The sequence below is a fragment of the Methylobacterium sp. Leaf113 genome, assembly GCF_001423325.1.
In the GTDB taxonomy this organism is placed as follows: domain Bacteria; phylum Pseudomonadota; class Alphaproteobacteria; order Rhizobiales; family Beijerinckiaceae; genus Methylobacterium.
This window is the reverse complement of record NZ_LMNJ01000012.1, coordinates 67,723-93,603: the sequence shown is the minus strand read 5'-3', so window position 1 is coordinate 93,603 and position 25,881 is coordinate 67,723. Positions and strand designations below refer to the sequence as shown.

The 25,881-nt window shown below is 68.5% G+C and carries 29 protein-coding genes; 10 read left to right on the top strand and 19 right to left on the bottom strand.

The annotated features are described in order from the left end of the window. Positions 1-140 precede the first annotated feature (140 nt). Complete coding sequence (gene cutA / locus ASF60_RS09635; protein WP_056183817.1) at positions 141-485, top strand: divalent-cation tolerance protein CutA; 345 nt, start codon at positions 141-143, stop codon at positions 483-485. Here the strand turns inward: cutA and ASF60_RS09630 are convergent. The 9 genes from ASF60_RS09630 to croR all read right to left on the bottom strand — a co-directional run bounded on the left by ASF60_RS09630 (position 464) and on the right by croR (position 9,820). Next, positions 464-1,594 (bottom strand): glycosyltransferase, encoded by a 1,131-nt coding sequence (locus tag ASF60_RS09630; RefSeq protein ID WP_056183815.1) that lies wholly within the window; start codon positions 1,592-1,594, stop codon positions 464-466. The two genes, cutA and ASF60_RS09630, sit on opposite strands and share 22 nt — an antisense overlap. Continuing rightward, a complete protein-coding gene (locus ASF60_RS09625; RefSeq protein WP_056183813.1) occupies positions 1,594-2,364 on the bottom strand; it encodes a lysophospholipid acyltransferase family protein in 771 nt (256 codons plus the stop codon). The genes ASF60_RS09630 and ASF60_RS09625 overlap by 1 nt, the downstream gene beginning before the upstream one ends. Before the next feature lie 58 nt (positions 2,365-2,422). Then, positions 2,423-3,964 (bottom strand): phytoene desaturase family protein, encoded by a 1,542-nt coding sequence (locus ASF60_RS09620; RefSeq protein WP_056183811.1) that lies wholly within the window; start codon positions 3,962-3,964, stop codon positions 2,423-2,425. A 123-nt stretch (positions 3,965-4,087) separates the two neighbouring features. Next, entirely contained in the window at positions 4,088-5,296 is a 1,209-nt protein-coding gene (locus ASF60_RS09615; RefSeq protein WP_056183809.1) for an ABC transporter permease, read from the bottom strand. Further along, positions 5,293-6,279 (bottom strand): ABC transporter ATP-binding protein, encoded by a 987-nt coding sequence (locus tag ASF60_RS09610; protein ID WP_056183807.1) that lies wholly within the window; start codon positions 6,277-6,279, stop codon positions 5,293-5,295. The genes ASF60_RS09615 and ASF60_RS09610 overlap by 4 nt, the downstream gene beginning before the upstream one ends. 7 nt (positions 6,280-6,286) lie before the next feature. Next, positions 6,287-6,730, bottom strand: coding sequence for a DUF2141 domain-containing protein (locus tag ASF60_RS25140; protein ID WP_056183804.1), 444 nt, complete (start codon positions 6,728-6,730; stop codon positions 6,287-6,289). Continuing rightward, entirely contained in the window at positions 6,727-8,307 is a 1,581-nt protein-coding gene (gene crtI / locus ASF60_RS09600) for a phytoene desaturase family protein (protein WP_056183801.1), read from the bottom strand. Before crtI ends, ASF60_RS25140 begins: the two co-directional genes overlap by 4 nt. Positions 8,308-8,523: 216 nt before the next feature. After that, positions 8,524-9,264 carry a TrmH family RNA methyltransferase gene (locus tag ASF60_RS09595; protein WP_056184309.1) on the bottom strand — a complete coding sequence of 247 codons (741 nt, stop codon included), beginning with the start codon at positions 9,262-9,264 and terminating at the stop codon, positions 8,524-8,526. A 76-nt stretch (positions 9,265-9,340) separates the two neighbouring features. Continuing rightward, entirely contained in the window at positions 9,341-9,820 is a 480-nt protein-coding gene (croR, locus tag ASF60_RS09590) for a 3-hydroxybutyryl-CoA dehydratase (RefSeq protein ID WP_056183799.1), read from the bottom strand. A gap of 288 nt (positions 9,821-10,108) precedes the next feature. On the opposite strand from croR, the gene ASF60_RS09585 reads away from it, so the two are divergent. The 3 genes from ASF60_RS09585 (at position 10,109) to ASF60_RS09575 (ending at position 11,897) form a co-directional block, all read left to right on the top strand. Beyond that, positions 10,109-10,747 carry a cation transporter gene (locus ASF60_RS09585; RefSeq protein ID WP_056183797.1) on the top strand — a complete coding sequence of 213 codons (639 nt, stop codon included), beginning with the start codon at positions 10,109-10,111 and terminating at the stop codon, positions 10,745-10,747. Between the two features lie 16 nt (positions 10,748-10,763). After that, entirely contained in the window at positions 10,764-11,609 is an 846-nt protein-coding gene (locus ASF60_RS09580; protein WP_056183795.1) for a metallophosphoesterase, read from the top strand. 66 nt (positions 11,610-11,675) lie between these two features. Further along, on the top strand, positions 11,676-11,897 hold the full coding sequence (locus ASF60_RS09575; protein ID WP_056183792.1) for a hypothetical protein: 222 nt from the start codon (positions 11,676-11,678) through the stop codon (positions 11,895-11,897). A gap of 21 nt (positions 11,898-11,918) precedes the next feature. Here the strand turns inward: ASF60_RS09575 and ASF60_RS09570 are convergent, their stop codons facing one another. Beyond that, positions 11,919-12,296: a 4a-hydroxytetrahydrobiopterin dehydratase gene (locus tag ASF60_RS09570; protein WP_056183790.1), complete on the bottom strand. Its 378-nt coding sequence runs from the start codon at positions 12,294-12,296 to the stop codon at positions 11,919-11,921. Positions 12,297-12,546: 250 nt separating this feature from the next. Here ASF60_RS09570 and ASF60_RS09565 point away from each other — a divergent pair, with 250 nt between their 5' ends. From ASF60_RS09565 to xoxJ, 6 genes are all read left to right on the top strand, one after another. Next, the gene (locus ASF60_RS09565; protein WP_056183788.1) at positions 12,547-13,539 is read left to right on the top strand and encodes an ABC transporter substrate-binding protein; all 993 of its coding nucleotides are present in this window, start codon (positions 12,547-12,549) and stop codon (positions 13,537-13,539) included. Between the two features lie 55 nt (positions 13,540-13,594). Beyond that, a complete protein-coding gene (locus ASF60_RS09560) occupies positions 13,595-14,332 on the top strand; it encodes an ABC transporter permease (RefSeq protein ID WP_056183787.1) in 738 nt (245 codons plus the stop codon). Further along, positions 14,313-15,083: an ABC transporter ATP-binding protein gene (locus ASF60_RS09555; protein WP_056183784.1), complete on the top strand. Its 771-nt coding sequence runs from the start codon at positions 14,313-14,315 to the stop codon at positions 15,081-15,083. Before ASF60_RS09560 ends, ASF60_RS09555 begins: the two co-directional genes overlap by 20 nt. Positions 15,084-15,756: 673 nt before the next feature. Next, the gene (gene xoxF1, locus ASF60_RS09550) at positions 15,757-17,559 is read left to right on the top strand and encodes a lanthanide-dependent methanol dehydrogenase XoxF1 (protein WP_056183782.1); all 1,803 of its coding nucleotides are present in this window, start codon (positions 15,757-15,759) and stop codon (positions 17,557-17,559) included. Positions 17,560-17,694: 135 nt separating this feature from the next. Next, the gene (locus ASF60_RS09545; protein ID WP_082503815.1) at positions 17,695-18,300 is read left to right on the top strand and encodes a c-type cytochrome, methanol metabolism-related; all 606 of its coding nucleotides are present in this window, start codon (positions 17,695-17,697) and stop codon (positions 18,298-18,300) included. Further along, on the top strand, positions 18,300-19,154 hold the full coding sequence (gene xoxJ / locus ASF60_RS09540) for a rare earth element methanol dehydrogenase accessory protein XoxJ (RefSeq protein ID WP_056183780.1): 855 nt from the start codon (positions 18,300-18,302) through the stop codon (positions 19,152-19,154). The genes ASF60_RS09545 and xoxJ overlap by 1 nt, the downstream gene beginning before the upstream one ends. Positions 19,155-19,243: 89 nt before the next feature. Here the strand turns inward: xoxJ and folK are convergent, their stop codons facing one another. The 9 genes from folK to pqqA all read right to left on the bottom strand — a co-directional run bounded on the left by folK (position 19,244) and on the right by pqqA (position 25,824). Next, entirely contained in the window at positions 19,244-19,738 is a 495-nt protein-coding gene (gene folK, locus ASF60_RS09535) for a 2-amino-4-hydroxy-6-hydroxymethyldihydropteridine diphosphokinase (RefSeq protein ID WP_056183778.1), read from the bottom strand. Beyond that, entirely contained in the window at positions 19,735-20,109 is a 375-nt protein-coding gene (gene folB, locus ASF60_RS09530) for a dihydroneopterin aldolase (protein WP_056183776.1), read from the bottom strand. Before folB ends, folK begins: the two co-directional genes overlap by 4 nt. Next, positions 20,106-20,879 carry a dihydropteroate synthase gene (gene folP / locus ASF60_RS09525; RefSeq protein ID WP_156634000.1) on the bottom strand — a complete coding sequence of 258 codons (774 nt, stop codon included), beginning with the start codon at positions 20,877-20,879 and terminating at the stop codon, positions 20,106-20,108. The genes folB and folP overlap by 4 nt, the downstream gene beginning before the upstream one ends. Positions 20,880-21,311: 432 nt before the next feature. Next, positions 21,312-21,692: a hypothetical protein gene (locus ASF60_RS09520; protein ID WP_056183771.1), complete on the bottom strand. Its 381-nt coding sequence runs from the start codon at positions 21,690-21,692 to the stop codon at positions 21,312-21,314. Beyond that, positions 21,673-22,398 (bottom strand): hypothetical protein, encoded by a 726-nt coding sequence (locus ASF60_RS09515; protein ID WP_056183769.1) that lies wholly within the window; start codon positions 22,396-22,398, stop codon positions 21,673-21,675. Before ASF60_RS09515 ends, ASF60_RS09520 begins: the two co-directional genes overlap by 20 nt. After that, complete coding sequence (pqqE, locus tag ASF60_RS09510) at positions 22,395-23,552, bottom strand: pyrroloquinoline quinone biosynthesis protein PqqE (protein WP_056183766.1); 1,158 nt, start codon at positions 23,550-23,552, stop codon at positions 22,395-22,397. The genes ASF60_RS09515 and pqqE overlap by 4 nt, the downstream gene beginning before the upstream one ends. Beyond that, positions 23,549-24,631 (bottom strand): pyrroloquinoline-quinone synthase PqqC, encoded by a 1,083-nt coding sequence (gene pqqC, locus ASF60_RS09505; protein WP_056183765.1) that lies wholly within the window; start codon positions 24,629-24,631, stop codon positions 23,549-23,551. Before pqqC ends, pqqE begins: the two co-directional genes overlap by 4 nt. A 142-nt stretch (positions 24,632-24,773) precedes the next feature. Next, positions 24,774-25,676: a pyrroloquinoline quinone biosynthesis protein PqqB gene (gene pqqB / locus ASF60_RS09500; RefSeq protein ID WP_056183763.1), complete on the bottom strand. Its 903-nt coding sequence runs from the start codon at positions 25,674-25,676 to the stop codon at positions 24,774-24,776. A 58-nt stretch (positions 25,677-25,734) separates the two neighbouring features. Continuing rightward, positions 25,735-25,824 carry a pyrroloquinoline quinone precursor peptide PqqA gene (gene pqqA, locus ASF60_RS09495; RefSeq protein WP_055889187.1) on the bottom strand — a complete coding sequence of 30 codons (90 nt, stop codon included), beginning with the start codon at positions 25,822-25,824 and terminating at the stop codon, positions 25,735-25,737. Positions 25,825-25,881: the final 57 nt, after the last annotated feature.

The window sequence follows — 25,881 nt, the reverse complement described above, 5'->3', positions numbered from 1 at the left end:
CGAACAACCGACCGGTCACCTTGCCGGACACCCCTCCGAGGCGGAGCGTCCGCTTCGGCGTTCGCGTTAAAATCCCATCGGCATTCCGCCGATACGCTCCCGCCTGGGGAGCGGCAGAACCTTGGTCGGAGACCCATAGCATGGAGCGACCGCTTCTCGTCTACACCACCTTCCCGGATGCCGGCACCGCCCTGGCGATCGGCGAGGAACTGGTGCGCCTCAAGCTGGCCGCCTGCGTCAACGTCCTGCCCGGCATGCTGTCGGTCTATGCCTGGAAGGGTGTGGTGGAGCGGGGCGAGGAGGTGGCGGTCATCCTGAAGAGCCGGGAGAGCCTGGCCGAAGCCCTTGGCGCATCCTTGAAGGCGCGTCACCCCTACGAGACGCCGATCATCCTGCATCTCCCGGTGACGGGGGCCGACCCCGACACCGCGGCCTGGATCCTCGCCGAGACGGACGCCCATATTCAGGAATCACCGACCGGATAGCTGCGGCCCTTCCACATCGGGGTTCCGGCCCCCTTGCGCCGCAGCAGAGCGGTCCACTGGATCGCCAGTGCCACCAGCACGGTCAGGGGATGAAGCAAGATGGTGCCCGCCGGCTCGCGGGTCACCAGGGTAATCGCGGCCCGGGTGGCCAGCGAGAGCAGGGCAGCGGCGAAAGCCAGGAAGGCGGCGGTCCCCGAACCGATGCCGCACAGGGCGAGGATCAGGAGAAGCCAGGGCAGGACGTGTCCGCCCGCCAGCAGCAGGGTCCAGACCGGCAGGGCTCCGGGCGTCGCCATGCCCTCGCGTGCGTTCTTCGAGAAGCCGGCCCAGCTCTGGCCGAACCCGCGATACATCCGGCAGGTGGCGAGGGCGTGCGCGGCCACGAGATCGGTCCGGTAGCCGGCCGAGCGGAAGCGGCGCGGAAGCACGACACCGTCGTGGAGACTCATGCGCAGGGCGCCGTGGCCACCGATGTCCCGGTAGGCGCTGCGCGCGACCAGTACGAGCTGGCCGCAGGCGGCCCCCAGGCTGGGGCGCAGGGAGGCTCGCATCATCGCCATCGGCAGGTAGCCGACGAGCAGAAAATTGATCATGGGCACCGTCAGGCGCTCGCCGAGGGAGCCCATATGCTGGCGCGGAACCCCGCTGACCAGGGCCGCATCGGTCCGACGGGCATGAGCGGCCAGCGCGGCGGCGGCGGCGGGGGCCAGGGTCACATCCGCATCGACGAACAGGAGATGGGTGCCCTGTGCCGCCTCGGCGAGGCGGGCGCAGGCGTGGTTCTTGCCCGTCCAACCGTCCGGCAAGGGCGGGATCTGGACAAGGCGCAGGCGCGGGTCGGTGGCGGCAATGGCGAAGACGATCGCGGCGGTGTCGTCGGTGGACTGGTCGTCGCCGACGAGCACCTCCAGGGCGACTCCCGCGCTGGCCAGGGCGGCCCGCACCGTCGCGGCGATGACCTCCGCCTCGTTGCGAGCCGGGATCAGCACCGAGACCTTGGCCCGGACGTCGAGATCCGGTTCGGGGGTTCGCAGGATGGACAGGTTGATCCAGGCGATCAGGCCCGGCAGCAGGGCGCAGACGAGCGCCAGGATCGCGAGGCCTAACATCACGGGACCAGATCTCCCTTGCGGCTGGGTGCATCCCCCGCCTGATGGGCCGGCTCGAAGCGCCGGCCGCCGAGGACGGCACGCAGGCGCCGCCAGAGATCGTAGACCCCGCCGATCCCCTTGGCACCGGAGGCGACGGCCGTGAAGCGCGCGGCGTCGCGGGACACGACGTCGGCGCTGAGGCGATCGAGGGTGGCGGTCAGGTCGGCCTCCATCCGGGCGAGCCGCTCCGGCCGGGGGAGGGCGAGCAGTTCGGCACCGGACACCGGCTTGCCGAAGGCCGCGAAGGCCTCCCCGCCGCGCTCCTCCCAGAAGGCGTATTCGAGGGCGAGGGGCACGAACAGGGCTTCGGGCGCGATCTCGGGCAGGCGTCCGACGCCGCCGCGCAGGGCCAGCGGACGCGCGCGGACATCCTGAAACCGTCCCTGCGCGGTGATCCAGATCATCCGGTTCGGCACCCCCAGGATGCGCCGGCTCGCCTTCAGGAACTGGGCGCCGCCGCGCGCCGATTCGAGATCCACCGCGAAGGCCCCCATCCGGGCGAACACCGCGTATTTCTCCAGCATGCGCGCATCGAAGGGCGCGTAGCTGTCGCGGCTCGGAAACAGCCGCCCGGCCAGGAGGATGACCACGGCGGCATCCCACCAGGCCGGATGGTTGCAATACACCACCACCGGACCGGGATGATCCGCGCAAGCCGGCACGCCCCAGCGGGCGAGCCGTAGGGCGTTGAGGTGGCGCCGCAGGTAGCGGTCGAAATACCCGACCATGAACCGCCACAGGGCGGGTGATCGGGCCGGAACGTCCTCGCGGGACACGCGTCGGGCCTCAGGCGCTGGCGCGCACCTCGCTGCTCGCGTCGCTGCCTCGCGCATCGGTGTCGAGGGCGTCGGCCGCGATCCAGCCCGACATCATCACCATGGGCATGCCCGGCCCCGGATGGGCGGCGCCGCCGGCGAGGTAGAGGCCGCGCACCTGCCGCGAGCGGTTGCCGGGCTTGAAGGCGCCCATGAACTTGCCGTGCGAGGCGAGGCCGTAGATCGCGCCGTTCAGCACCTTGTAGCGCTCGTGGATATCCTGCGGTGTCAGGTGCCGCTCGACCACGATGCGCTCCTCGAGGTCGGGCATGTTGCCGGTGCGCTTGAGCTTGTCGAGGATGACCTGGCGGTAGGCCGGGAACATCTTCGACCAGTCGTGGTGCGGGCGCAGGTACGGCGTATGGACCAGGACGTAGAGCGCCTCGCCGCCCTCGGGCGCCACTGAGGGATCGGTGGAGGAGGGGGCCGCGAGGTAGGCGGTCGGGTCCGGGGCCGGCTCGCCCTTGTGATAGATGTAGTCGAACTCCTCCTCCGGATCGCGGGAGAAGACGAAGTCGTGGTGGTTCAAGTGCTCGTAGCGCTTGTTCAGCCCGAGATAGAGCACCACGCCGGAACAGGCCGGCTCGAAGCTCTTCTTCTCGTAGGTCTTGCCGACGTCGCCGCCGACGAGTTCGCGATAGGTCCGCACCGAATCCATGTTGGAGATCACGGCGTCGAACGGAGTGATGCCGGCGGCGGTCTTCACGCCCTTCACCGCGCCCTTCTCGATGGCGAGGCCGGTGACCTCGTCGCCAGGACGCAGGGTCGCGCCGAGTTCACCCGCGAGCTTCGTCAGGGCCTCGGCCACCGCGCGGGTGCCGCCCATCGGGTACCAGACCCCCTCCGCCGTCTGCATATGGGCGATGGCGCAGAGCACGGCCGGTGCGCCGTAGGGCGAGGAGCCGACATATTGCACGAAGTGATCGAGCATCTGTGCGAGGCGCGCGTCCTTCACCTTCGACCGGATGGTGCCCGCCACCGACGAGCCCATGCGCAGGGAGAGCACGTCGCGCAGGGTGCCGGGGTTCATGTTGGCGCGGATGTTGATGGTGTCGAACAGGTCCTCGACCGGCTTCCAGAAGAAGAACTTGTTCGAGACGTCATGCAGGTGCTCGGAGATCTCGAGGAACTTCTTGTAGCCCTCGCCGGCGCCGGTGTTGGGCGCGAAACGCTCCATGTCGGCCGCCATGGTGGGGACGTCGGCCATGAGGTCGAGATGGGTGTTGTCGTCGAAGAAACAGCGCCATTGCGGATCGAGGCGGCGCAGGTCCAGGTAGTCGTGGATGTTGCGTCCGGCCTCCTGGAAGATCCGCTCCAGCACCTTCGGTACGGTCAGGATGGTCGGCCCCATGTCGAAGCGGAACCCGCCCTCGTGCAGGACCGCGGCTTTGCCGCCGAGCCAGTCGTTCTTGTCGTAGAGCGTGACGGTATGGCCCCGCGCGGCGCTCACACAGGCCGCCGCCAAGCCGCCCAACCCTGCGCCGACGACGGCGACCGAAGACCCAGCCCGCATGTTCGTGTCACTCCCCGGGCCGGTTCGAAAGCCCTTATCCGTCATGAAGCTAGACCGGATGGGCGCGCGGTCAACGCGCTAACCGGTCGCGGCGCGGACTTTCACCGGCTTTGGCTCCGCAATCTACCCCGCCCGCCGCGACACCAGCCTCAGCGCGAGACCCAATCCCACCGCCGCCACGATCCCCATCACGCCCCAGGCGGGCAGGGCAGCGGTCCAGCCCTCGCTCAGGGCGTTCTGGTAGCCCTCGATCGCCCAGGCGTTGGGGGTCAGCCAGCCGGCTTGCTGCAGCCAGGGCGGCATCAGGAAGCGGGGCACCATGCTGCCGCCCACTGCCGACAGCAGCAGCACGCCGAAGGTGGCGGCCAGATGCGCCTGCTGGCGTGTGGCCGAGGCCGCGCAGGCGGCCAGCGCGAGGCCGGCGGCCATGGCGGAGACCAGCAGCGAGGTCACCAGCCAGGCACCCAGGTGGGGCAGGATGTCGACTCCGTGCAGCAGGGCGGCGGCGCTGAAGATCAGGCCGGCCTGGACCAGGCCCTGGCCGACCAGGAACAGGAACTTGCCCAGCACCACCACGGCGAGGCCGCCGGGCCCCGCCATCAGACGGTCGGCGAGGCCCGACTGGCGCTCGTCGACGAGGGAGAGGGCGCCCTGCATGGCGGCGAAGAGCAGGAAGACGGCGGTGATCGCGCCCGCGTAGTAGCTGACGCGGTCGTTGGTGCCGCCGGAGGCGGTGCTGCGCCGCTCGACCAGGGTGGCGAAGGAGAACGGCTCCTTGCGGGCGCGCTGCTCCGCGAAGGCCTGGTTGAGGAACGCGCGCTCGTCCGGACCGATCTTGCCCGAACGCTCCACGTCGGCGACGATCCGGGCCAGGACCACGTCCGGCAGGGCCTCGTTGAGGACGCGCTGGAGTTGGCCGAGGGCGATCGGGGTCGCCAGCGCCTTGGCGGGGTTCTCGATCAGCACCACGGGCTGGTCGGCGCGCGTCGAAGCACCTCCCGGCGAGCCGGCATCGAGGTCGCCGCGCAGCACCAGGGCGACATCGACCTCGCCGCGCCGCACCGCCGCGAGCGCGCCGTCGAGATCGGTGGCGGAGAGGCGCCCGACCCGCAAGGACGGATCCGCCTCCAGGGCCTGCATCAGGCGCTGCGTCGTCGGCGTCCGCGCAAGGTCGAGCAGGCCGAGATGGATGCGGATGCGGTCGCCCAAAGCGCCGGAGAAGATCGCGGCGAAGATCACGAAGATCACGGTGGGCAGCACGAAGGCCATCACCAGGGCGGCGCGGTCGCGCACCAGCCCGAGCAGCATCACGCGGAAGGCGGCCGAGATCATGCGATGCGCTCCCGCGCGACGGACCCGTCGCCGGCCTGCGCCGAGGACTGCGCCAACGCATCGCGATAAACTGCCTCCAGGCCGGGCGCGCGGATGCGGATCTCGGCGATCGGCACCCCGGCATCCCGTAGGGCGGCGAGCAGGTCGGCGCCATCGCGCGGCGTGTCGGAAAGCCGGCGTGCCCGCCAAGTCGAGCCGGTATCCACGGGCAGGAAACCGGTCCGGCGCAGCACCGCCTCCGCTGCCGCGTCGGCGGGGGCGACCAGGGCCGCCTCGTGCTCGGGCGCATCGGCGCGGAGGCGCGCCAGGAGTTCGGCCAGGCGTCCGTCGGTGACGATCCGGCCCCGGGCCAGGATGACGACCCGGTCGGCCAGGCGCTCGGCCTCGGCGAAGTCGTGGGTGGCCACCATGAGGGCTGTGCCCGCTTCACGCAGGCGCCCGAGCACGGCGTGGATCGCCGCCCGTGCATGAAGGTCGACCCCCTGCGTCGGCTCGTCGAGGAGGACGAGGCGGGGCCGCGCCATCAGGCTGGCGGCGATGTTGACCCGACGCTGGTAACCGCCGGAGAGCAGGCCGACCGGGCGCTTGGCGACCTCGGCAAGCGCGCAGAGCGAAAGCCCGCGGGCCACCGCCTCCGCCCGCTCGCGCCGCGCGACCCCCGCGAGTTGGGCGAACACCGACAGGTTTTCGGCCACCGACAGGCGGGGATACAGCGCGATCTCCTGCGGCACCCAACCGATGGCCCGCCGGGCGGCCGGACTGCGATGCGGATCGTCGCCGGCGAAGCGGACGGTGCCGACCTGCGGGGCCAGACGACCGGCGATGAGGCGCATCAGCGAGGTCTTGCCGGCGCCGTTGGGTCCGAGCAGGGCGAGGGTCTCGCCGGCGCCGAGGGTCAGATCGACGCCCTCCAGCACCGGGGTGCCCCGATAGGCGAGGGCGGCGCCGGCCACCCGCAGGAGCGGCTCGGAACGGGCGCTCACGCGGTTCTCAGCGGCGGGGCAGGGCGCGCGACAGGCGGACCCGGACGGTCGCGCCGGGCTCGCGCACGGAGAAGCGCGCGCGCGCGAAGTCCGGGCGTGCGGAGCGGGCGGTCTCGCCGGAGAACCCGTAGGGCTCGAGCGGCAGGCCGAGGCCGGTGCGATCGAGGCGGCCGTTGCCGTTGCTGTCCTGATAGGCGACAGCCGCGTAGACCCCGGGCGCCACATTCGCGAACACGAAGCGCTGCGCCGCGGCCTGGGGTGGGGCCTGCTGTCCCGTCTGGCAATCGGCCTCGGTCAGGCCGTCCTGGCACAGGGCGACCGAGAGCAGGCCGGCGGGTTCTAGGCCTTCGACCTCCACCGCCACGGTGGCGGCCGGCGCTGCACCCGCACCGAGACAAAGAGCGCAGACGCCCGCCAAGGCCTGCGACAGGAGCCGGGCCGAGCGCCTCAAGAGGCGTCGCCCGAGGCGGCGAGCGGGGCGGTGGTGGGGATGCCCGCGCTCGTCGCGCCGACGCGCCCCGCGGAGAGTTCCTCGATGAGGAGGCGGGCGGTGATGCGCGCGCCCTCGTAGATCACCGGCAGGCCGGAGCCCGGATGGGTGCCGCCGCCGACGAGATAGAGCCCCGGCCCGAAGCGATTGTGCGGCCGGAAGTAAAGCATCTGCATCAGGTCGTGCGCGAGATTGAAGGTGGCGCCCTCGTGCACGAAGAAGTCGTCGCGCCACTCGGTCGGATCGACGATGCGCTCGTAGCGGATGCGTGATTCGATATCGCCGAGCCCGAGCAGTTTCAGGCGGTCGAGGACGAGTTGGCGATAGGTCTCCCGCAGCCCGCGCCAGTCGATGCCCGCCTTGAGGTTCGGAACCGGAACCAGAACGTAGAGGCTGGTCTGACCGGGAGGCGCCATGCCGCCGTCGGTGAAGCCCGCATGCTGCACGTAGAGGGAGGGCTGCATCGGCAGGATGCCGTCGGTGATCTCCCGGATGTTGCGGGCGTAATCCTCCGACAGCAGGATGGTGTGATGGCCGAGCGCCTCCGGCATCGGCCCGTCGAGGCCGAGATACAGCATGAAGGTCGAGCAGGAGAGGCGCGCCTTGGCGATCTTGGCATCGCGCCAGCGCGGACGATGCTCCTGCGGCACCAGATCCTGGATGACCTTGGCGAAGTCGCCGTTGATGACCACCGCGTCGGCATGGATCGTCTCGCCGTTGCAGACGACCCCGCTGGCGCGCTTGCCTTCGAACAGCACCCGATCGACGCCGGCCCCGAGCCGGATATCGACGCCCATGCGCCGGGCGAGCCCCGCCATGGCCTCGGAGACCGCGCCGCAGCCGCCGACCGGATGGTAGACCCCATGCTCGTATTCGAGGAATGACAGGATGGTGAACAGGCTCGGGCACCGGAACGGCGACATGCCGAGGTATTTGGTCTGGAACGCGAAGGCGAGGCGGACGCGCGGGTCCTTGAAGTAGCGTTGCAGGTCCTTGTCGACGCTGCGGCCCGGATGGAGATGGGGCAGGGCGGCGATCATCGCCGGGGACGCCATGGCCCGCAGGGTGTGGAAGGCCTGCTCCAGCACCGGCTTGAAGAACTTCAGCTTGACCCGGTTGTCGGCGAAGAACTTGCGCACGTTCTTGGCGTCGTCCGGCGCGATGCGCGCCACCTCGGCCTCGAGCCGGTCCATGTCGTTGGTGGCGCGGATCTCGCCGCCGGCCTCGAACACGAGATGGTATTGCGGATCGAGCCGCTCGAGCTTGACGTGGTCCTCGAGGCGCTCGCCGCAGGTCTCGAAGATGTCGGCGAGAATCTGGGGATAGAGGAAGAAGGTCGGCCCGATATCGAAGCGGAAGCCGCCCGGAGCCTCGATGGTCTTGGTGCGGCCGCCCACCGCCGGATCCTTCTCCAGCAGCGTGACGTGAACGCCCGCTCGGGCCAGGAGGAGGGCGGTGGCGAGGCCGCCGGGACCGGCGCCGACGATGATGACGCGGCGTCCGGACAAGGTCCGCAAGCCATCCCGTGACTGCAACAACGCTACCTACTCCTTCGTCTGCGCCCTCACCCCTGCCATGTGGCGCGGAACGATGGTCCGTCCAGGGCTCGAAAGCCGTGCGCGTAATCTTGACCGTAGCAGCGCGTGCGGCAATGGGGGCGCAATGTCGCGCGTAATCTTGGTCGCGCGTAATCGTGGTCCCGCGTCATCCTGATCGCGCGTCATCGTGGTGTCGGCGCCGTATTCGTTCGGCGCTCAGCGCGAGGTTGTCAGGTGGTGGAGCGCGATGGCGCCAGCCGTGGCGACGTTGAGCGAGTCGAAATCGGCCGCCATGGGGATGCGCACGGTGCGCAGGCGCGCCATCAGAGCCGGCGGAAGACCTGGCCCCTCGGTGCCGAGGATCAGCAGGGTGCGGTCCGGGCGGGCCAGACCGGACAGGATTTCGCCACCGCCCGGGCTGAGGGCGAGCGGGGTCAGCCCGTGACGATCCGCGTAGGCCAGGAGCGCGTCGGCATCGTCCAGGCGGCGGAACGGCACCGTCAGGGCTGCGCCGGCCGAGACGCGGATCGCCTTGCGGTAGAGCGGATCGCAGGTGGCCGCGTCGAGCAGGACCGCGTCGGCGCCGAAGGCGGCCGCGTTGCGCAACAGGCCGCCGACATTGTCGTGGTTGGTCAGGCCGACGAGGCCGATCACCAGGACGGATGCGGGCGCGGGCGGCAAATCCGGCTCGACCTCGGGTCCGCGCAGGCCGACCGCGAGCACGCCCCGATGGATGGGAAAGCCGGTGATCGCGCTCATCACCGGCTTCGTCGCCGTGTAGAGCGGCACCCCCTCGGGCAGGCGACGCAGGACTTCTTCGAGGCCGTCGAGCCGCTCCGGCGCGAGCAGGACCGATTCGAGCCCGAAGCGCGCCCGCCCCGAGAGCATGACCCGCAGGGTCACCTCGCCCTCGACGATGAAGCGGCCGGCGCGCCCGACGAGGTCGCGCTCGCGCATCGCCGTATAGGGCGCGAGGCGCGGATCGGCGGGATCGTCGATGGCGACCGGCTTGGGGGCGGCGCTCAAGGGGGTGTCAGGCGCCCGCCGGACGTCCGCCCATGCGCACCGCGAGCGGATCGGCCTCGGCCTTGGTCGGCACCTTCACCAGGGCCTCGCCGTCGAGGACGACCTCGCCGGCCACCGAGCAGGTGCATTTCAGGCGCGCCCGGCGGCGCTCCGGCACCAGTTCGGCCACCTCGACGGTGACCTGGACCGTATCGCCGATGCGAACCGGTGCCCGAAAGTTCAGGGTCTGGCTGATGTAGATGGCGCCGGGGCCCGGCAGGCGGGTGCCGAGCACCGCCGAGATCAGGCCTGCGGTGTAGAGGCCGTGGGCGATGCGGGTGCCGAAGGGCGTGCGGGCCGCGAAGTGTTCGGAGAGGTGGATCGGGTTGCGGTCGCCGGTGATCTCGGCGAAACCCACCACGTCGGAGGAGGCGATGACCTTGTTCAGCGTCTCGGACAAACCGAGTTCGAGGTCCTCGAAGTACAGGACGCGCAGTTCGGGCATCATCGGCGTTTTTCCCTGATCGCGATTGGTGGCACGACGATCGCGTGCGGCGTGAGTGTCTTGCAGCGTCGCTGTCGGACGGCTTGGCTTTTCGCCTCGCACAGGCGGCGGGCCAAATCCAGTATCAGCCTCGCGAAAAGCCGAGGGTCGACAAGCAACGCTTCGCACGAGGTCTCGACAGGGGGACGCCTCTCGCGTCAAGGAGGGCGTCACCGGGCGGAGGTCCCGACCAACCGCGAGCCTTGCGCCCGCGCGATCACCCCTCCGCCACCTCCAGTCGAGCAGCGTTCCGTGCCCGCCACCCCCTCCGCCACCCTGCGCCCGGTCGTCGCCCGCGTGGCGGGATTGAATCTCGGGTATTTCGCCGTCGAGATCAGCGTCGCGCTGGCGATCGGTTCGCTGGCGCTGATCGCCGACAGCCTCGACTTCCTGGAGGATGCGGCAATCAACCTTCTGATCTTCGCCGGGATCGGCTGGAGCGTGCGCAACCGGGCCCGCCTCGGGGCGGTGCTGGCCGGCATCCTGCTGCTGCCCGCGCTTGCCACGGCCTATGCGGCCTGGGCGAAGTTCGCCACGATGGCGCCACCCGCCCCGGTGCCGCTCACGCTCACCGGCCTCGGCGCGCTGGCGGTGAACCTCACCTGCGCGATGATGCTGAGCCGCCACCGCTCGGGCGGCGGCAGCCTGACCCGGGCGGCCTACCTCTCGGCCCGCAACGACGCCTTCGCCAACCTCGCCATCATCGCCGCCGGTCTCGCCACCGCCCTGACCCTGTCAGCCTGGCCGGACCTGATCGCGGCTGCCGGCATCGCCATCCTCAATGCCGATTCGGCCAGCGACATCCTGAAGGCGGCGCGGGCGGAATGGCGGGCGGCCAAGGCTGTGTCCGAGCCCGCGCCCGAAACCGAATCCGGTTCATCGCTTCCCTGAGAGGTTCCGCGCCGTCATGCGCCTGTTCCCGATCTCCGACCTGCACCTGGAACGCCGTCGCCTCGAGGTCATCCCGCGCCCGGGTGCGCCCTTCGACGTCCTGGTCTGCCCCGGCGACCTGCACGAGGGACGGCCCGAATCGGGGCTCGCGGCGCTGCTGGCCCTGGCGCAGGGCCGTCCGATCGTCCTGGTCCCGGGCAACCACGAGCATTATGCGCCGACCGGGGACGGGCGCACCGCGCCGGACCTCCTCAAGGCCCTGGAGGCCGAGGTGGCGCGGCTGAACCGGGCGGGCGCGGCGATCCACCTGCTCCAGCGGGCTTCGTCCATCCTCCTCGACGGCGTCCGCTTCGTCGGAACCACCCTGTGGAGCGACTGGTCGCTGGCCGGTCGCTGGCTCGACGAGACGGTGCCGGACCATCCCCCGGACCCGGTCGCGTTCGCAGCCGCGCGCATGACCGACCCGGTGACCGGCTCACGCGAGTTCCGGGGTTCGATCCGCAACGGCGACGGCTCGGTCTGGTCGCCGGCCGACGCGATGGCGGCCCATGCGGAGGAGCGCGCCCTGCTGATCGCCGCCCTGTCGCAGCCCCATGACGGCCCGACGGTCTGCATCACGCACCATCCGGCGAGTCCGCGGGCAGCGGATGCGTTCCGCCACGTGCCCGGCGTCCCGTGGTGGGTTCCGGCCTTCTACGCCACCACCGTGCTGGAAGACCTCCCCGAAGCCGCGCGGCCCGACCTATGGGTCTCGGGGCATTTCCATGCCGGGCACGACCTGTGGGTCGGCCGCACCCGTTGGGTCGCCAACCCGGTCGAAGGCCGGGATTTCTCGGCCGATCACATTCTCACGATCGGGTGAGACCCGAGGCCTGGCACGGGCGTACCGTATCCGAGCCGTGTCGGAGCCCCCTCAGGAAAGCCCCCCATGAACGCCTTCATCGCCGTGGTCCTCGTCTGCGCCAATGGCATCCCGATCGAGGGCTGCACCGACGACCGGGCGAGCGAAGTCCGCAAGGTCCGCGTCTCCAACGAGCTCGGCTGCACCAACGGCTGGCAGGAGATCATCGCCCGCACCGACCTGCGGGACGAGGTGGGCAAGACCAGCTACCTCAAGACCGAATGCCGCCGGGTGAAGCAGGCGGACTGAACCGCCCGCTGCGCGGTCCGGCTACCGGTCGTGCTTGATGTAGGCGAAGCGCGGGTCGGTCGGGGTGCCCTCCAGGGCTCCGCCCTCGGTTCCGGGCTGCCACCCCACGACCTCCTCGATCTTGGCTGCGAGGGCGAAATCCTTCTCGGTGACGCCCTTGGCGGCGTGGTTGGTCAGCCGCACCTCGACCCACGCATAGGAGGCGGTGATGTCCGGGTGATGCCAGGCGGCCTCGGCGAGGTGCCCCACCGTGTTGATCACCATCAGCGTGCTCTTCCAGCCCGCGGTCTTGTAGGTCCGCTTGATCCAGCCCTCCTCGAGGCGCCAGGCCGGCAATTCCTTGGCGAGCCGCGCCGTGATCGTTGCGTCGTCGATGACGTCGTCCCGTGTTCCGGCCATGATTCCGTTCCTCCCAGCAAGATTTCGGGGCAGCCTGCGCCGCGCTCCTGAAGCATGCAAGGTGGTCCGGACCCACTGAATTCGGTCCGAGGCGTCGACCGAAAGCCCCCGGGGGCGACCATCGGCCTCCGGCACCCGCCCGATCGGCCAGTGGACGCTCTCCACCCGAACTCCTATGAAGAGCGCCAACCAGCGCCGGCCCTCTCGGGACAGACCGGACGTTCGACCGAGAATTCAGGGAGAGTCCCCCATGCTGTCACGGCGCGCACTGCTCGCGACGGCGGCTCTCTGGCCCCTGCCTTTCGGCCTCGCCAGGCCGGCCCGCGCAGCCGCGTCGACGTTCCGGGTCGGGAGCCTGCCGTTCGGGACGGTGTCCTGGGAAGCCGCGGTGATCAAGGCCCGCGGTCTCGACAGCGCCAATGGCTTCACCCTCGACGTGGTCAAGCTCGCCGGCAACGACGCCGCGCGGATCGCTTTCCTGGGCGGTCAGGTCGACACCATCGTGGGCGACCTGCTCTGGGCGGCGCGCCTCGGCAACGAAGGCCGGTCGATCCGCTTCTTTCCCTACTCGACCACCGAGGGCTCCCTGATGGTTCCGGGCGACAGCCCGATCCGGACGCTCGCCGACCTCAAGGGCAAGCGCCTCGGAGTCGCCGGCGGCCCCCTCGACAAGAACTGGCTGCTGCTGAAGGCGCAGGTCCGGGACACCGCCGGGATCGACCTTGAGACCCAGGCCGATCTCGCCTTCGGCGCTCCGCCGCTGCTGGCGCTGAAGCTCGAGCAGGGCGAGCTCGATGCCGGGCTGCTGTACTGGACCTACTGCGCCCGCCTCGAGCCCAAGGGCTTCCGCCGCCTGATCGGCTCGGACGACATCATGCGGGCCTTTGGCGCCACCGGCTCGATGGCGCTGATCGGCTACCTCCTCGACGGCGAGACTGTGAAGGAGAAGTCGGAAACCGTCGAGGGCTTCGCCCGTGCCTCCAAGGCCGCCAAGGAGGCGCTCGCCAACGATCCGAAGGCATGGGACGTGGTGCGCCCCCTGATGGCGGCGGACGACGAGGCCACCTTCCAGGCCCTGAAGCGCGACTTCCTCGCCGGCATCCCGCGCCGGCCGCTGGCGACCGAGCGGTCTGACGGCGAGAAGCTGTTCGGCGTGATGGCGCGCCTGGGCGGCGAACGCCTGGTCGGGCCGGGCGCGACCCTTCCGCCGGGCCTCTATTTCGATGGCGGCGGGAATGGCTGAGGCGCTGGGCGCGGCGCGCGCCCTCCGAGGCCATGACGCCATGACGCCCTGACCCATGGGCTTTGCCACCCGCCTCGTTTCCGTGCTGATCCTCCTTGCCGGGTGGCAGGTCGCGGCCTCCGCTGCCGGCTCGCGGCTGCTGCCGCCCCCCCTCGCGATCCTGGACTTCATCGCGCGGGAATCGGCGCGCGGCGACCTCTGGTGGAATGTCGGCATCACCCTCTCGCGGGTGGGCATCTCCTTCTTCCTGGCGATGACGCTGGGCGTGCTGCTGGGCATCGCGCTCGGCCGCTCCCGCCGCCTCAACCTCGTCCTCGACACGCCGCTTCTCATCCTCCTGAACACACCGGCCCTGGTGATCACGGTGCTGGCCTACATCTGGGTCGGCCTCAACGAGGCGGCCGCGATCGTCGCGGTGGTGCTCAACAAGCTGCCGAACGTCGCCGTGATCCTGCGCGAGGGCGCCCGCGGCCTCGATCCGCAATTGGAGGAGATGGCCCGGACCTACCGCTTCGACCGGCGGACCTGGATCGCCCACGTGCTGGTGCCGCAGCTCCAGCCCTTCGTGGTGGCGGCGGCGCGCTCCGGCCTGTCCCTCGCCTGGAAGATCGTGCTGGTGATCGAACTTCTGGGGCGCCCGAACGGGGTCGGCTTCGCGATCAACTACTACTTCGTCCAGAGCCTGAACGTGGCGGCCATCCTCGGCTACAGCCTCGTCTTCATGAGCGTGATGATCGCCATCGACATCCTCATCCTGCAGCGACTGGAAGCCTATGTCCGACGCTGGCGCTGAGGGGAGCGGTTCGGCTGATCGCGGCGATGCGGCTCTGCGCGTCGTCATCGCCCGCAAGGTCTACGGTGCCGGCGGTCCGGAACCGGTGGAGGCGGTGCGCGATCTCGCTTTCTCCGTCGCCGCCGGCCAGATCACCTGCCTGATCGGCCCGTCGGGCGCCGGAAAGACCACGACCCTGCGCATCCTCCTCGGCCTCGACCCCAATTACGAGGGCAGCGTCACGCCGCACCCGGACGAGGCCGGCATCGCCATGGCGTTCCAGGAGCCGCGCCTGCTGCCCTGGCGCACGGTGGAACAGAATGTCCGCCTCGCCCTGCCGCGCGCCGCGCGCCGGCAGGATCTCGACGCGCTGTTCGCCTCACTCGGGCTTACGCCGTGGCGGAGTCGCTATCCCGGTGCGTTGTCGCTCGGAATGGCGCGGCGGGTCTCTCTGGCGCGGGCGCTGGCGCAGAAGCCCGGCATCCTAATCCTGGACGAACCCTTCGTCTCCCTCGACGATACGTCCGCGGCGGCGCTGCGCGCCCTCGTGGTGGAGGCCGTCGATCGCACGCGGATGGGCGTCCTGATGGTCACCCACAACGTCGCGGAGGCTATCGAGATCGCCGACCGGCTGCTGCTGGTGTCCGGCCGGCCCGCGACGCTGCTGGGCAGCATCCCCCTCGAAACCGCCCGGGGCAGCCGCGAGCGGTCTTGGATCGAGGCCCGCCGAACGGATCTCGCGAAGCGATTCCCCACCGTCATCGCCGGCTGATTCTCAGGGCGGACCCACGAAGGCCCGCCCGTGACGCGAAGCCTCCGGCGGAACTCCTCGACCGGATGCGGCGAGACCGCGCATCGAAACCTCTCGACTCGGGCAGATTCGGCAACGGCTCAGTTCCTCGGATGGCCGGCGCACCGGCCACGCCTTCTGAATTATTGTTCTACTTCTCTCGCCGATCTTGGCAGACGCTTGGTATGCCACCGTACCGTCGCCAAGGTCAGCGTGCCGGAAGCATGCCAGAGAAGCTTTCGCGACAGCCCCATGCACCCCTCGCATGAAGAATGTCGGAAGGTGATAAAAACTCTTTGTCTTAGCGCCAGCTTGTATTGCACTGCACCATATGATGTTGCGCGGTCTGTGCCATGTCGTTCCCTTGGAATCATTCACGAGGACTTGTGCGCGTCGCAGGTAGAGGGCGCGCAAGCGAGTTGACGCCGGCGGAATTTTTCTTAGAGTTCATTCAAGCTTCGGTTTCGAGGGGCGCCGCAAAGGGATAGCGGCCCCTGACCGTAAGGTTCTTGCAACCATCCTCTCAAGGATGGGAAGCGAAGGACTTGGCGTCCGCTACCGGAGCGAACCTATCCCTGTCGCAAACAGTCAGATCACAGCGTGATCATGCGGATTTTCCGTAGGATCGCAGCTGTAAGATCTGTCGGAGGAATCCATGAGAGCGGTACATCTTCTCGCACTCGGCGCCGGCATGGTCGCTTCGACCACGGCGTTCGCCAACGAAGACGTCCTGAAGCGCACGGCCAACCCGGCCGAGCAGGTCCTTCAGACCGTCGATTACGCCAACACGCGCTATTCGAAGCTCGACCAGATCAACGCCAGCAACGTGAAGCAGCTCCAGGTCGCCTGGACCTTCTCCACCGGCGTGCTGCGCGGCCACGAGGGCTCCCCGCTCGTCGTCGGCAACATGATGTACGTTCACACCCCCTTCCCGAACATCGTCTACGCTCTCGACCTCGACAAGGACGGCGTGATCGTCTGGAAGTACGAGCCGAAGCAGGACCCGTCGGTGATCCCGGTGATGTGCTGTGACACGGTCAACCGTGGCCTCGCCTATGCCGATGGCGCCATCATTCTGCACCAGGCCGACACCACCGTCGTCTCGCTCGACGCCAAGTCCGGCAAGGTGAACTGGTCCGTCGTCAACGGCGACCCCAAGAAGGGTGAGACCAACACCGCCACCGTTCTCCCGGTGAAGGACAAGATCATCGTCGGCATCTCCGGCGGCGAGTTCGGCGTGAACTGCCACGTCACGGCCTACGATTCCAAGACGGGCAAGAAGGTGTGGCGCGGCCACTCCCAGGGCCCCGATGCCGACATGATCATGGACCCCGAGAAGACCACGTCGCTCGGCAAGCCGGTCGGCAAGGATTCCTCGCTGAAGACCTGGGAAGGCGATCAGTGGAAGACCGGCGGCGGTTGCACCTGGGGCTGGTTCTCCTACGATCCCAAGCTCGACCTGATGTACTACGGTTCGGGCAACCCCTCGACCTGGAACCCCAAGCAGCGTCCGGGCGACAACAAGTGGTCCATGACCATCTGGGCGCGTAACCCCGACACGGGCGCCGCCAAGTGGGTCTACCAGATGACCCCGCACGACGAGTGGGACTATGACGGCATCAACGAGATGATCCTCACGGATCAGAAGGTTGACGGCAAGGAGCGCCCGCTCCTGACGCACTTCGATCGTAACGGCTTCGGCTACACCCTCGATCGCGCCACCGGCGAGCTCCTGGTCGCCGAGAAGTTCGATCCGGTGGTGAACTGGGCCTCCAAGGTCGACATGGACAAGGGCTCGAAGACCTACGGTCGTCCGCTCGTCCAGGCCAAGTACTCCACCGAGCAGAACGGCGAAGATACCAACTCCAAGGGTATCTGCCCCGCGGCTCTCGGGACCAAGGACCAGCAGCCTGCTGCGTTCTCGCCCAAGACCAACCTGTTCTACGTGCCCACCAACCACGTCTGCATGGACTACGAGCCGTTCCGGGTGAGCTACACCCCGGGTCAGCCCTATGTCGGCGCGACGCTGGCCATGTACCCGGCTCCCAACAGCCACGGCGGCATGGGTAACTTCATCGCCTGGGACGGCGTCGCTGGTAAGATCAAGTGGTCGAACCAGGAGCAGTTCTCGGTGTGGTCGGGCGCTCTCGCCACCGCCGGTGACGTGGTGTTCTACGGTACCCTCGAGGGCTACCTGAAGGCTGTCGACTCCAAGACCGGTAAGGAACTGTACAAGTTCAAGACCCCGTCGGGCATCATCGGCAACGTGATGACCTACCAGCACAAGGGCAAGCAGTTCGTCGGCATCCTGTCGGGTGTCGGTGGCTGGGCTGGCATCGGCCTCGCGGCCGGCCTGACCGACCCGAACGCCGGTCTCGGCGCGGTGGGTGGCTACGCTGCCCTCTCGAACTACACCAACCTCGGTGGTCAGCTGACCGTCTTCTCGCTGCCGAACTAATCGGTCGCACGTAGCGGTAGATCAAAGGGTGCCGGCGCGGGTTTCCGCGCCGGCACCTTTATGATTAGAATTGGAAGAACAACACGCGAAACACGCGGCTCGTGAGCCGACGTGGTGTTCCTGGGAGAAACGTCGTTGTACACCATTAGCAAAGCCGTCATCCGTCCTCTCGCGGCAGCGATTGCCCTTGCGTCGGTCTCGACGCTCGCCGTGCAGGCCCAGGATGCGAAGAAGGCTGATCCGGCCCTCGCCAATCAGCTCGATCCCAACGCGTCCGAGAAGGACTCGAAGCTGATCGACAAGTTCGCGGCCGTGAAGGTCGAGGACGGAAAGTATCAGGACGCCGAGGGTCACCCGACCTATCACATCACCAATGACGGCAAGAAGTTCGACTGGTACGCCTACTCGGGCTACCGCCGCTATCATGCCGAGTGCCACGTCTGCCACGGCCCCGACGCCATGGGTTCGACCTATGCGCCGGCCCTGAAGGACTCGCTGAAGACGATCAACTACGAGGAGTTCATCGGCATCCTCGCGGGTGGCAAGCGTGACTCGCAGGCTGGCCAGGAGCGCGTGATGCCGGCCTTCGGCGATAACAAGAACGTCATGTGCTACGCCGACGATCTCTACGTCTACCTCAAGGCCCGTGCCTCCGGCGCCATGCCGCGCGTGCGCCCGACCGACAAGGAAGACAAGCCCGATGCCGCCAAGGCGGCCGAGAAGGAGTGCCTGGGCGGCTAATGACCCGCTCACGCACCCGAACACATGTCGCGCTCGCGCTCCTGCTGCTCTCGGCAGGAGCGCGACCCGCCTTGGCGCAATCGCTGCCGGATCTGGTGACGACGGATACGCTGCGGGTCTGTGGCGATCCAGGCAACATGCCGTTTTCGCAGCGTAAGGAAGACGGCTTCGAGAACAAGATCGCGGCGATCATCGCCGACGAACTCAAGGTCAAGATCCGCTACTATTGGCTGACGCAGGGACCGGGCTTCGTCCGCAACACCCTCGGCACCGGCCTGTGCGACCTCATCATCGGCTCGGCCGCCGGCGGTGAACTCGTCCAGCACTCCAATCCCTATTATCGCTCCGCCTACACCCTGGTCACCCGCAAGGGTGAGTTCGACGACGTGACGCGTCTCGACGATCCAAAGCTCAAGGGCAAATCGATCGGCGTCATCGGCGGTACGCCGCCGGTCAACCGGATGGGCGAAGTCGGCCTGATCACTGCGATGAAGGCCTACGCACCTTACCAGCTCGACCCGTCGCGCAAGCACCAGACGGTCTCGGCCGAGGTCATCGCCGATCTCGCCGAGAAGCGCATCGACGCCGCGATCCTGTGGGGACCCGCCGCCGGCTGGCTCGCCAAGCAGAGCGGCGTGCCGATGAGCGTCGTGCCCCTGTTGCAGGAACCCGACCGCCCGCCGCTCACCTTCCGCATCGCACTCGGCGTGCGGCTGGAGGAGAACGACTGGAAGCGGACACTGAACACCATCCTGCGCAAGCGTCGGACCGATATCGAGCGGGTCCTGCGGGATTACGACGTGCCGCTGCTGGAGGAAGAGGGCAACAAGCTCCTCGAGAACCCGGCGCCCTGAAGCGGCTCCCTCGGACCTGACGAACCACACGGGCGGCGGAGAGAATCCGCCGCCCGTGTGGTTTCCGGACTGTCCCGGCGTCTCGCAGGTTAGACGCGTTCGATTCCGGTGGGGTCGAGCTTCGCCAGGGCCTCCGTCACGGTCTCGGGGCCGATGCGCAGGTCGGGTGCGATCTCGGCGAGCGGCACCAGCACGAAGGCGCGCTCGCGCACGAAGCGGTGCGGCAGCACCAGGCGCTCGTCGGAGATCGCGGCCCCCGCATAGGACAGGACGTCGATATCGATCACCCGTGGCCCCCAGCGGCGCTCGCGGACCCGCCCCATGGCCGTCTCGATGGCCAAGCCCGCCTCCAGCAGCGCATGGGGCGTCAGGGTGGTCACGACGCCGATGGCCGCGTTCAGGAACCAGTCCTGATCGGTGTCGCCCCAGGGCGGCGTGCGGTAATTCGAGGAGCGCGCGACCACGCGGATACCCGGCGTCGCGGCGAGTCGCGCCACCGCGTCGGCCAGGGTCGCGGCCTTGTCGCCAAGATTGCTGCCGAGGCCGAGATAAGCCGCGTGCGCCAACGTGTCCGCGGCCGTCATCGGCCGCCCGCCCGCGTTCGGACGATCTCGATGGCGACACCCTCGATCACCGCCGGCACGGGAGCGCTCGGCTTGTCCACCCGCACCCGAACTTCGGTGATGGCCGGGTGCTGGCCCAGGATGTCTTCGGCAATCGCCTCGGCCAGCGCCTCGATCAGGGCGAAGCGCCGCTCGGTGGCGATGCGGGTGACGATCTCGGTGAGATCGGCATAGCTCACGGTCCGGGCGACGTCGTCGGACCGGCCGGCGGGAGAGAGATCGAGCCGGCAATCAAGGGAGATGTAGAAGCGCTGACCAAGGCGTGCCTCCTCGGCCAGGAGACCATGATAGGCGAAGACCGCGATGCGGGTGACGAGGATGCGGTCGCTCATGCGGGCCTCCGAAGCACGGCATCGACCACCCGAAGGGCATCGACATGGGGTCGCACATCGTGGACGCGCACGATCTGTGCCCCGAGCGTCGCCGCCAGGACGTGGCTGCCGATGGAGCCGAACAGCCGGTCCACCGGGCGGGTCTCGGCATCGTGCAGGCGCCCGAGCAGCGACTTGCGCGAGACCCCGACGAGGACCGGGTAGCCCAGGGCAACGATCTCGGGCAGGCGCCGAAGGGCTTCGAGATGCTGCTCCCAGCTCTTGCCGAATCCGATGCCGGGATCGAGCACGATGTCGCGGTCCGGAATGCCGGCCGCCCGGGCGATCGTCAGCGAGCGTTCGAAAAACCGCAGCATGTCGGCCACGATGTCGATCGACGCGTCGATGCTCTCGCGGTTGTGCATCACCATCACGGGCGCGCCGTGATCGGCCGCGACTCGGGCGATGTCGGGCTCCCGTTGCAGGCCCCAGACGTCGTTGACGATGCGGGCGCCGGCCTCCAGCGCCACGCGCGCCGTCGAGGCCTTGTAGGTATCGACGGAAATCGGCACCGGCAGGCGCGGGGCGAGATCGCGGATCACCGGGAGGATGCGGGCCTGCTCCTCCTCGGCCGAGACCGGCACGTGGCCGGGGCGGGTGGATTCTCCGCCGATATCGACCAGGGCCGCTCCCTCCGCCACAAGTGCCTCGGCTTGAGCGCGCGCGGGATCGAGGTCCGCGAACCGACCGCCATCGGAAAACGAATCGGGTGTGACGTTGAGGATGCCCATCACGAGCACCCGCCGCCCGAGATCGGGCAGGAGCGTCGTCAGCGAAGCCGGCAGATCTGGGGGCACGGGACTCTCACGGTCGGAGCGGCCGGGGCGGGCACGCCGCACGATCGACCGGGATGCCGCTGTCTTTGAACGCAATGCGAGGCCGGAGCAACGCCGGAGGCAGTCGATCGCGGACCACGGCGCTCCGTCACTCCGGTCTTCGGCTCTTGCCGCGACCCCGGACGTCTGAGGGCGTTGCGGCGCATACGTGGGGCCAACATCGGGTTACGCCGACCGTTACTGGAGCATACGCCTCTCGGGACGATCCTTCATTGTCGGCAACCACGGGCGGCACCCCGAGACGCTGGGGCACCATCCCGGTTTCTCTCGACGCGCCGACCCGCATGGGCCGAAATTCCAGCCCGTGCGGGCGGCACCGTGCGCCCGTCAGGTCCCGCCGCGATAACAGCGGATCTCGGCCTCGGCCTGGGCACGGCGCAGGTCGGCGACCTGGTCGTCGAACACCTTCGTCGATTTGAACTGGGTGGTGCGCTGGCCGATGCCCTGGCGCAGCGACAGCACCGTGCTGGCCTGGACGTACTTGTCGTAGGACAGCAGCGACGCGAGGGCATCGAGGGAGCAGGAGCAGCGCGACAGGGATTCGCGGGACTGCCCGTTGGCGGCCATGCAACCGAAGATGTAATCGGCGCGCGCCTCGGTGGGATAGTCGTTCTCGAGCTCGGCGGCGGCCAAAGGTCCGGCCAGGAACGCGACGGCGCAGGCCCCGGCGGCCACGCCGCGGGAGAGCTTAACCAGCGTTCTGATCATAGGTCAGGTTCTCTTGCAGGAGTTCGCCGCCTTCGGCGTTCTTGGACGAGGCTTCGATCGAGACCAACTCGCCCGGGACCGCGTCGGACGTGACGAAGGTATAGGTCAGGTTCTCGAAGCCACGCATACGCTCCTTCATCTTGTCGCCGACGAAGGGCTGGGTCGTGATGCGCCAAGCGTCCACCTTCCGGCCTTTATAGTCGACCTGCGTCGGCGTCACGGTGGCGTTGTCGCGCAGGCCCTTGCGGATCGCGTTCTTGATGTAGCGCGGGTTGGCCATCAGCACGCGGGCGAGATCCATCAGGTGATGCTCGAGGAAGAGCGTCATCACCGGGTTGCCCGGCATGTCCTCGAACGGACCGGCCGGGAAACGGTTGGCCCCGGAGAACATCTGCACCCGGATGTTGCGGTTCTCGGCGGCGTTGCCCGGCTCGATGCCGAGCTTGATGGTATCGTCGAGGGGCGGTCCGAACGGCCCCTTCGAAATGCCGCTGCGGCGCAGGTAGGTGTAGGTCAGGCTCGTTCCGGGCGGGACATTCTTCATCTGCGGCTGCTCGAAGAGCAGGTCCGAGGCATTGGGCGCCGTCGTGGTGTTGGTCTTGGTGACGGCAGGCACCTCGGGAGCCGCGGGCGTGGCCGGCGCGGTCTGGGCGAGGGCGGGTGCGCCTGCGAGCATCAGCAACGCGGCAAGTGTGACGGGCTTCAAAGCGGCGCTTCCTCATTCAGCGGCGTACGCACATTGGGCTGCACGTTACTGCCGATGGTCCGGTAGATGTAATCGGGCGGGGTCTCGGCCGCCTCTTCGACGGCGAGGTCCCGCACCTTGGCGTGGAGAGGCGAGAGCGAGCAGGCCGGGTCGGTCGCCGCCGCATCCCCGGCGAGTGCCAGGGCCTGGCAGCGGCAGCCGCCCCAATCCTTCTCCCGCCGGTCGCAGGAGCGGCAGGGCTCCTGCATCCAGTCCGTACCCCGATAGGCCGTGAAAGCCGGCGAATGCGCCCAGATATCCCCGAGCGAATGATCGGACACGTACCAGAATTCGAGGTTCGGGATCGTCTCGGCCGCGTGGCACGGCAGCACCTTACCCTGCGGCGTCACGTTCATGAGCTTGCGGCCCCAGCCGCCGGCGCAGGCCTTGGGGTATTTCGCGTAGTAGTCCGGCACCACCAGATCGATGACGAGCTGCCCCTTGAGGCGCTCGCGAGCGGCCTCGACGATCCGGATCGAGCGATCGACCTCGGCCTTGTTCGGCATCAGGGCGGCGCGGTTCACGTAGGCCCAGCCGTAATACTGGGTGTGGGCGACCTCCAGGCGCTTGGCCCCGAGCTTGACCGCGAGGTCGATGAAGCCCTCGACCTCATGAATGTTGCCCCGGTGGATCACCGAATTCAGCGTCAGCGGCAGGCCGAGGTGAGTCACCCGCTCGGCGAAGGCGAATTTCTGCGGCTGGGCATTCTTGAGGCCGCCGATCTTCTCGGCGTTGGCGGCATCGACGCCCTGAACCGAAAGCTGCACGTGGTCCAGACCTACGTCATACAAGGCGTCGAGCTTGGCGAGCGCGCCGCCGACGCCGGAGGTGATGAGGTTGGAGTAGAGCCCGAGCTTGGCGCAGGTCTGGGTGATCTCGACGATGTCGTTGCGGGCCGTCGGCTCGCCGCCGGAGAGATGGACATGGAGCACGCCGAGGGCCGCCGCTTCCGTCAGCACCCGCTGCCACGTGGCGGTGTCGAGTTCGCCCGAGCGCCGATCGAGTTCGAGCGGATTCGAGCAATAGGGACAGCGCAGGGGGCAGCGATGGGTGAGCTCCGCCAGGAGCCCGACCGGTGCGGGCAGAGTGGGGACGTTCGGCGTGATCGCGTTCATCGCTCCAGAACCCGTTTCGTGGCCAGATCGTTCAGCATCACGAGGATGTCGGCCTCGATCACGGCGGGGTCCGCCGTGAACTTCTCGCCGAGCAGGGTGGCGATGTCGCGCACGCTGCGCTGGCCGTCGACCAGTTCGAGAACCGCCACCGCGTTGGCGTCGAGGTCGAAGGTTCGCTCGGGCGCCAGCAGGACGTACTGATCGCGCACGGCGTCATGGCGCAGGCGCACGCCGCGCGGCAGGCGCGGCACGTCGTGGGCCGTGATCGTGCCGGTGCCGGCCGCCTGAGAGATCGCCTGCTCCGGCACCAGGCCGGCGCCCGGCGTCCAGGCATCCGGCGGAATCATGCCGGGGGCGACGTAGGCGAAGTACAGGGCGTCGAGCTGAGTCCACAGCACGTTGCACTTGAAGGTCAGGGCGTCCATCGCCTGACGCTGCAACGCCGGCGTGGTGGCGTGCTCCTTGACATACGCGATGGCAAAGTCGGCATCCCGCGGCGCCTGGGTCAGACGCTTGTCGAAATAAGCCAGCGTGTCCTTGGTGATGAAATCGTAGTTCTTCAGCATCCCGGCGACGCGCTCGGAGATGATGGTCGGCGAGAACATCTCGGTTAGCGACGAGGCGATGGCCTCCAGCAGCGAACGCTCCTTCACGAAATGCACGTAGGCGTCGACCGAGAAGCGGGTCGCCGACAGGATCCCTTGCGTGGATTCCACGTAGTCGCGTGCGAAGCCGACGCCCTCGGCGAGCTTCAGCCAACGTTCGATGCCGCCATCGCCGGGCGCATCGCCGTCATGATCGACGATGCGCTGGCGCCAGACCCGGCGCAGGGACGCGTCGGTCATGCGAGCCAGCACGGCGGCGTCCTTCACCGGGATCATCGCCTGGTAATAGTAGCGGTTGAGCGCCCAGGCCCGGACCTGATCCTTGTTCAGCTTGCCGTCGTGCAGCAGGCGATGAAACGGGTGCAGGTTATGGTAGCGGCGCGCGCCGATGTCGCGAAGCGCCGCCTCCAATTCCTCAGGCGAGAGCAGGCGCTGCGCCTCGTCGGTCTTCGGGGTCGGAAAGGGCGCGGTCATGGCGTGGCTCGCGGATCTGCGGGGTCGGTTTTAGGAACTTTTCTTATCCTTTGCGGACCAAGCCGTGAAGGGATCGGCTCAGATCACGCAATTCAATCGGACACAATGTATGGTGCCGGCACTAAATTGCCAGCCGGACGCGTCACGAAAGGTCGAGCGTCAAACCGTCATGGGCCACGGTCCAGCCCTCGGACTCGACCCGGCGGCGCTCGTCCGAGCCTTCCACCAGCACCGGGTTGGTGTTGTTGATGTGAACGAAGACCCGGTGCCCGATGGCCACGTCAGCGAGCGCCGCGATGGAACCGCCCTCGCCGGTCATGGGCACGTGCCCCATGCGCCACCCGGTCTTGGTGCCGACACCGGCCCGGATCATGTCGTCGTCGAGGAGGACGGTTCCATCGAACAGCAGGGCCTCGACACCGCCGATCCGGGCCTTCAGCCCCTCGGTGACGCGGGCACAGCCGGGGATGTAGGCGAGACGGCGCCCGTTCGATTCGATCATCGCCCCCACGGTGGTCTCGGTCTCGGCGCCGAGTTCCAGGGTTTCGTCCTCGAGCCAGAGCGGCACCTTGCCGGGCACGGCGAACAGCGTCACCGTCAGGCCGGGCACCGGCTCGAAACTGCGGTCGAGGGCGATCGGTTCGCGTGCGACCACGCCCGAGGCCATCACGTCGAAGACCCGGTTGGCCTTGACCGAGTCGAGGATGCCGGCGGTGCCGTAGAGCGTGAAGGGCTGCCCCTCGCGCAGCGTCAGCAGCCCGGCGACGTGGTCGACGTCGCCGTTGGTCAGCAGAACCGCGTGGATCGGCGAATGGCGCAGGCCTTCGCGCGGATGCATCGCGGGATTGTCGAACAATTGCTGGCGGATATCCGGGGAGGCGTTCACCAGGAGCCAGCGTTCCCCATCGGGGGAGACGGCGATGCTCGACTGGGTCCGCGGCCTGACGCGGGTGGCGTCCTCACGGGCGAGGGCGCAGATCGGGCAGCGGCAATTCCACTGGGGAAGGCCGCCGCCCGCGGCCGAACCGAGGATCAGGACATGCATGGGGAAACCGACGCTGCCTCAAGAACCCTCGGGTTCAACGAATCTCAGTTGCGAGAGATCAGTTGAAGGTGTCGATCTCGGCGGACTCGTAGCTGGTGACTTCCATGCCGACGCAGATCTCGGAAACGATGGGGGCAGCCCAGGTCATGGTGTTTCTCCTGAAGGTTTCTTCTGAACGTCAGCAGCATCCCGATCCCATAAGAAG

Excerpts from the sequence above, each read along its gene's own strand:
- xoxF1 (WP_056183782.1), top strand. The coding sequence starts at position 15,757 with ATGAGAGCGGTACATCTTCTCGCACTCGGCGCCGGCATGGTCGCTTCG.
- folB (WP_056183776.1), bottom strand. The coding sequence starts at position 20,109 with ATGAGCGACCGCATCCTCGTCACCCGCATCGCGGTCTTCGCCTATCAT.
- pqqA (WP_055889187.1), bottom strand. The coding sequence starts at position 25,824 with ATGACCTGGGCTGCCCCCATCGTTTCCGAGATCTGCGTCGGCATGGAA.
- ASF60_RS09580 (WP_056183795.1), top strand. The coding sequence starts at position 10,764 with ATGCGCCTGTTCCCGATCTCCGACCTGCACCTGGAACGCCGTCGCCTC.
- croR (WP_056183799.1), bottom strand. The coding sequence starts at position 9,820 with ATGATGCCCGAACTGCGCGTCCTGTACTTCGAGGACCTCGAACTCGGT.
- xoxJ (WP_056183780.1), top strand. The coding sequence starts at position 18,300 with ATGACCCGCTCACGCACCCGAACACATGTCGCGCTCGCGCTCCTGCTG.
- ASF60_RS09615 (WP_056183809.1), bottom strand. The coding sequence starts at position 5,296 with ATGATCTCGGCCGCCTTCCGCGTGATGCTGCTCGGGCTGGTGCGCGAC.
- ASF60_RS09575 (WP_056183792.1), top strand. The coding sequence starts at position 11,676 with ATGAACGCCTTCATCGCCGTGGTCCTCGTCTGCGCCAATGGCATCCCG.
- pqqE (WP_056183766.1), bottom strand. The coding sequence starts at position 23,552 with ATGAACGCGATCACGCCGAACGTCCCCACTCTGCCCGCACCGGTCGGG.
- folK (WP_056183778.1), bottom strand. The coding sequence starts at position 19,738 with ATGACGGCCGCGGACACGTTGGCGCACGCGGCTTATCTCGGCCTCGGC.
- ASF60_RS09595 (WP_056184309.1), bottom strand. The coding sequence starts at position 9,264 with ATGCGCGAGCGCGACCTCGTCGGGCGCGCCGGCCGCTTCATCGTCGAG.
- ASF60_RS09625 (WP_056183813.1), bottom strand. The coding sequence starts at position 2,364 with ATGGTCGGGTATTTCGACCGCTACCTGCGGCGCCACCTCAACGCCCTA.
- ASF60_RS09620 (WP_056183811.1), bottom strand. The coding sequence starts at position 3,964 with ATGCGGGCTGGGTCTTCGGTCGCCGTCGTCGGCGCAGGGTTGGGCGGC.
- cutA (WP_056183817.1), top strand. The coding sequence starts at position 141 with ATGGAGCGACCGCTTCTCGTCTACACCACCTTCCCGGATGCCGGCACC.
- ASF60_RS09630 (WP_056183815.1), bottom strand. The coding sequence starts at position 1,594 with ATGTTAGGCCTCGCGATCCTGGCGCTCGTCTGCGCCCTGCTGCCGGGC.
- pqqC (WP_056183765.1), bottom strand. The coding sequence starts at position 24,631 with ATGACCGCGCCCTTTCCGACCCCGAAGACCGACGAGGCGCAGCGCCTG.
- pqqB (WP_056183763.1), bottom strand. The coding sequence starts at position 25,676 with ATGCATGTCCTGATCCTCGGTTCGGCCGCGGGCGGCGGCCTTCCCCAG.
- ASF60_RS09555 (WP_056183784.1), top strand. The coding sequence starts at position 14,313 with ATGTCCGACGCTGGCGCTGAGGGGAGCGGTTCGGCTGATCGCGGCGAT.
- ASF60_RS09560 (WP_056183787.1), top strand. The coding sequence starts at position 13,595 with ATGGGCTTTGCCACCCGCCTCGTTTCCGTGCTGATCCTCCTTGCCGGG.
- ASF60_RS09520 (WP_056183771.1), bottom strand. The coding sequence starts at position 21,692 with ATGATCAGAACGCTGGTTAAGCTCTCCCGCGGCGTGGCCGCCGGGGCC.
- ASF60_RS09565 (WP_056183788.1), top strand. The coding sequence starts at position 12,547 with ATGCTGTCACGGCGCGCACTGCTCGCGACGGCGGCTCTCTGGCCCCTG.
- ASF60_RS09570 (WP_056183790.1), bottom strand. The coding sequence starts at position 12,296 with ATGGCCGGAACACGGGACGACGTCATCGACGACGCAACGATCACGGCG.
- folP (WP_156634000.1), bottom strand. The coding sequence starts at position 20,879 with ATGGGCATCCTCAACGTCACACCCGATTCGTTTTCCGATGGCGGTCGG.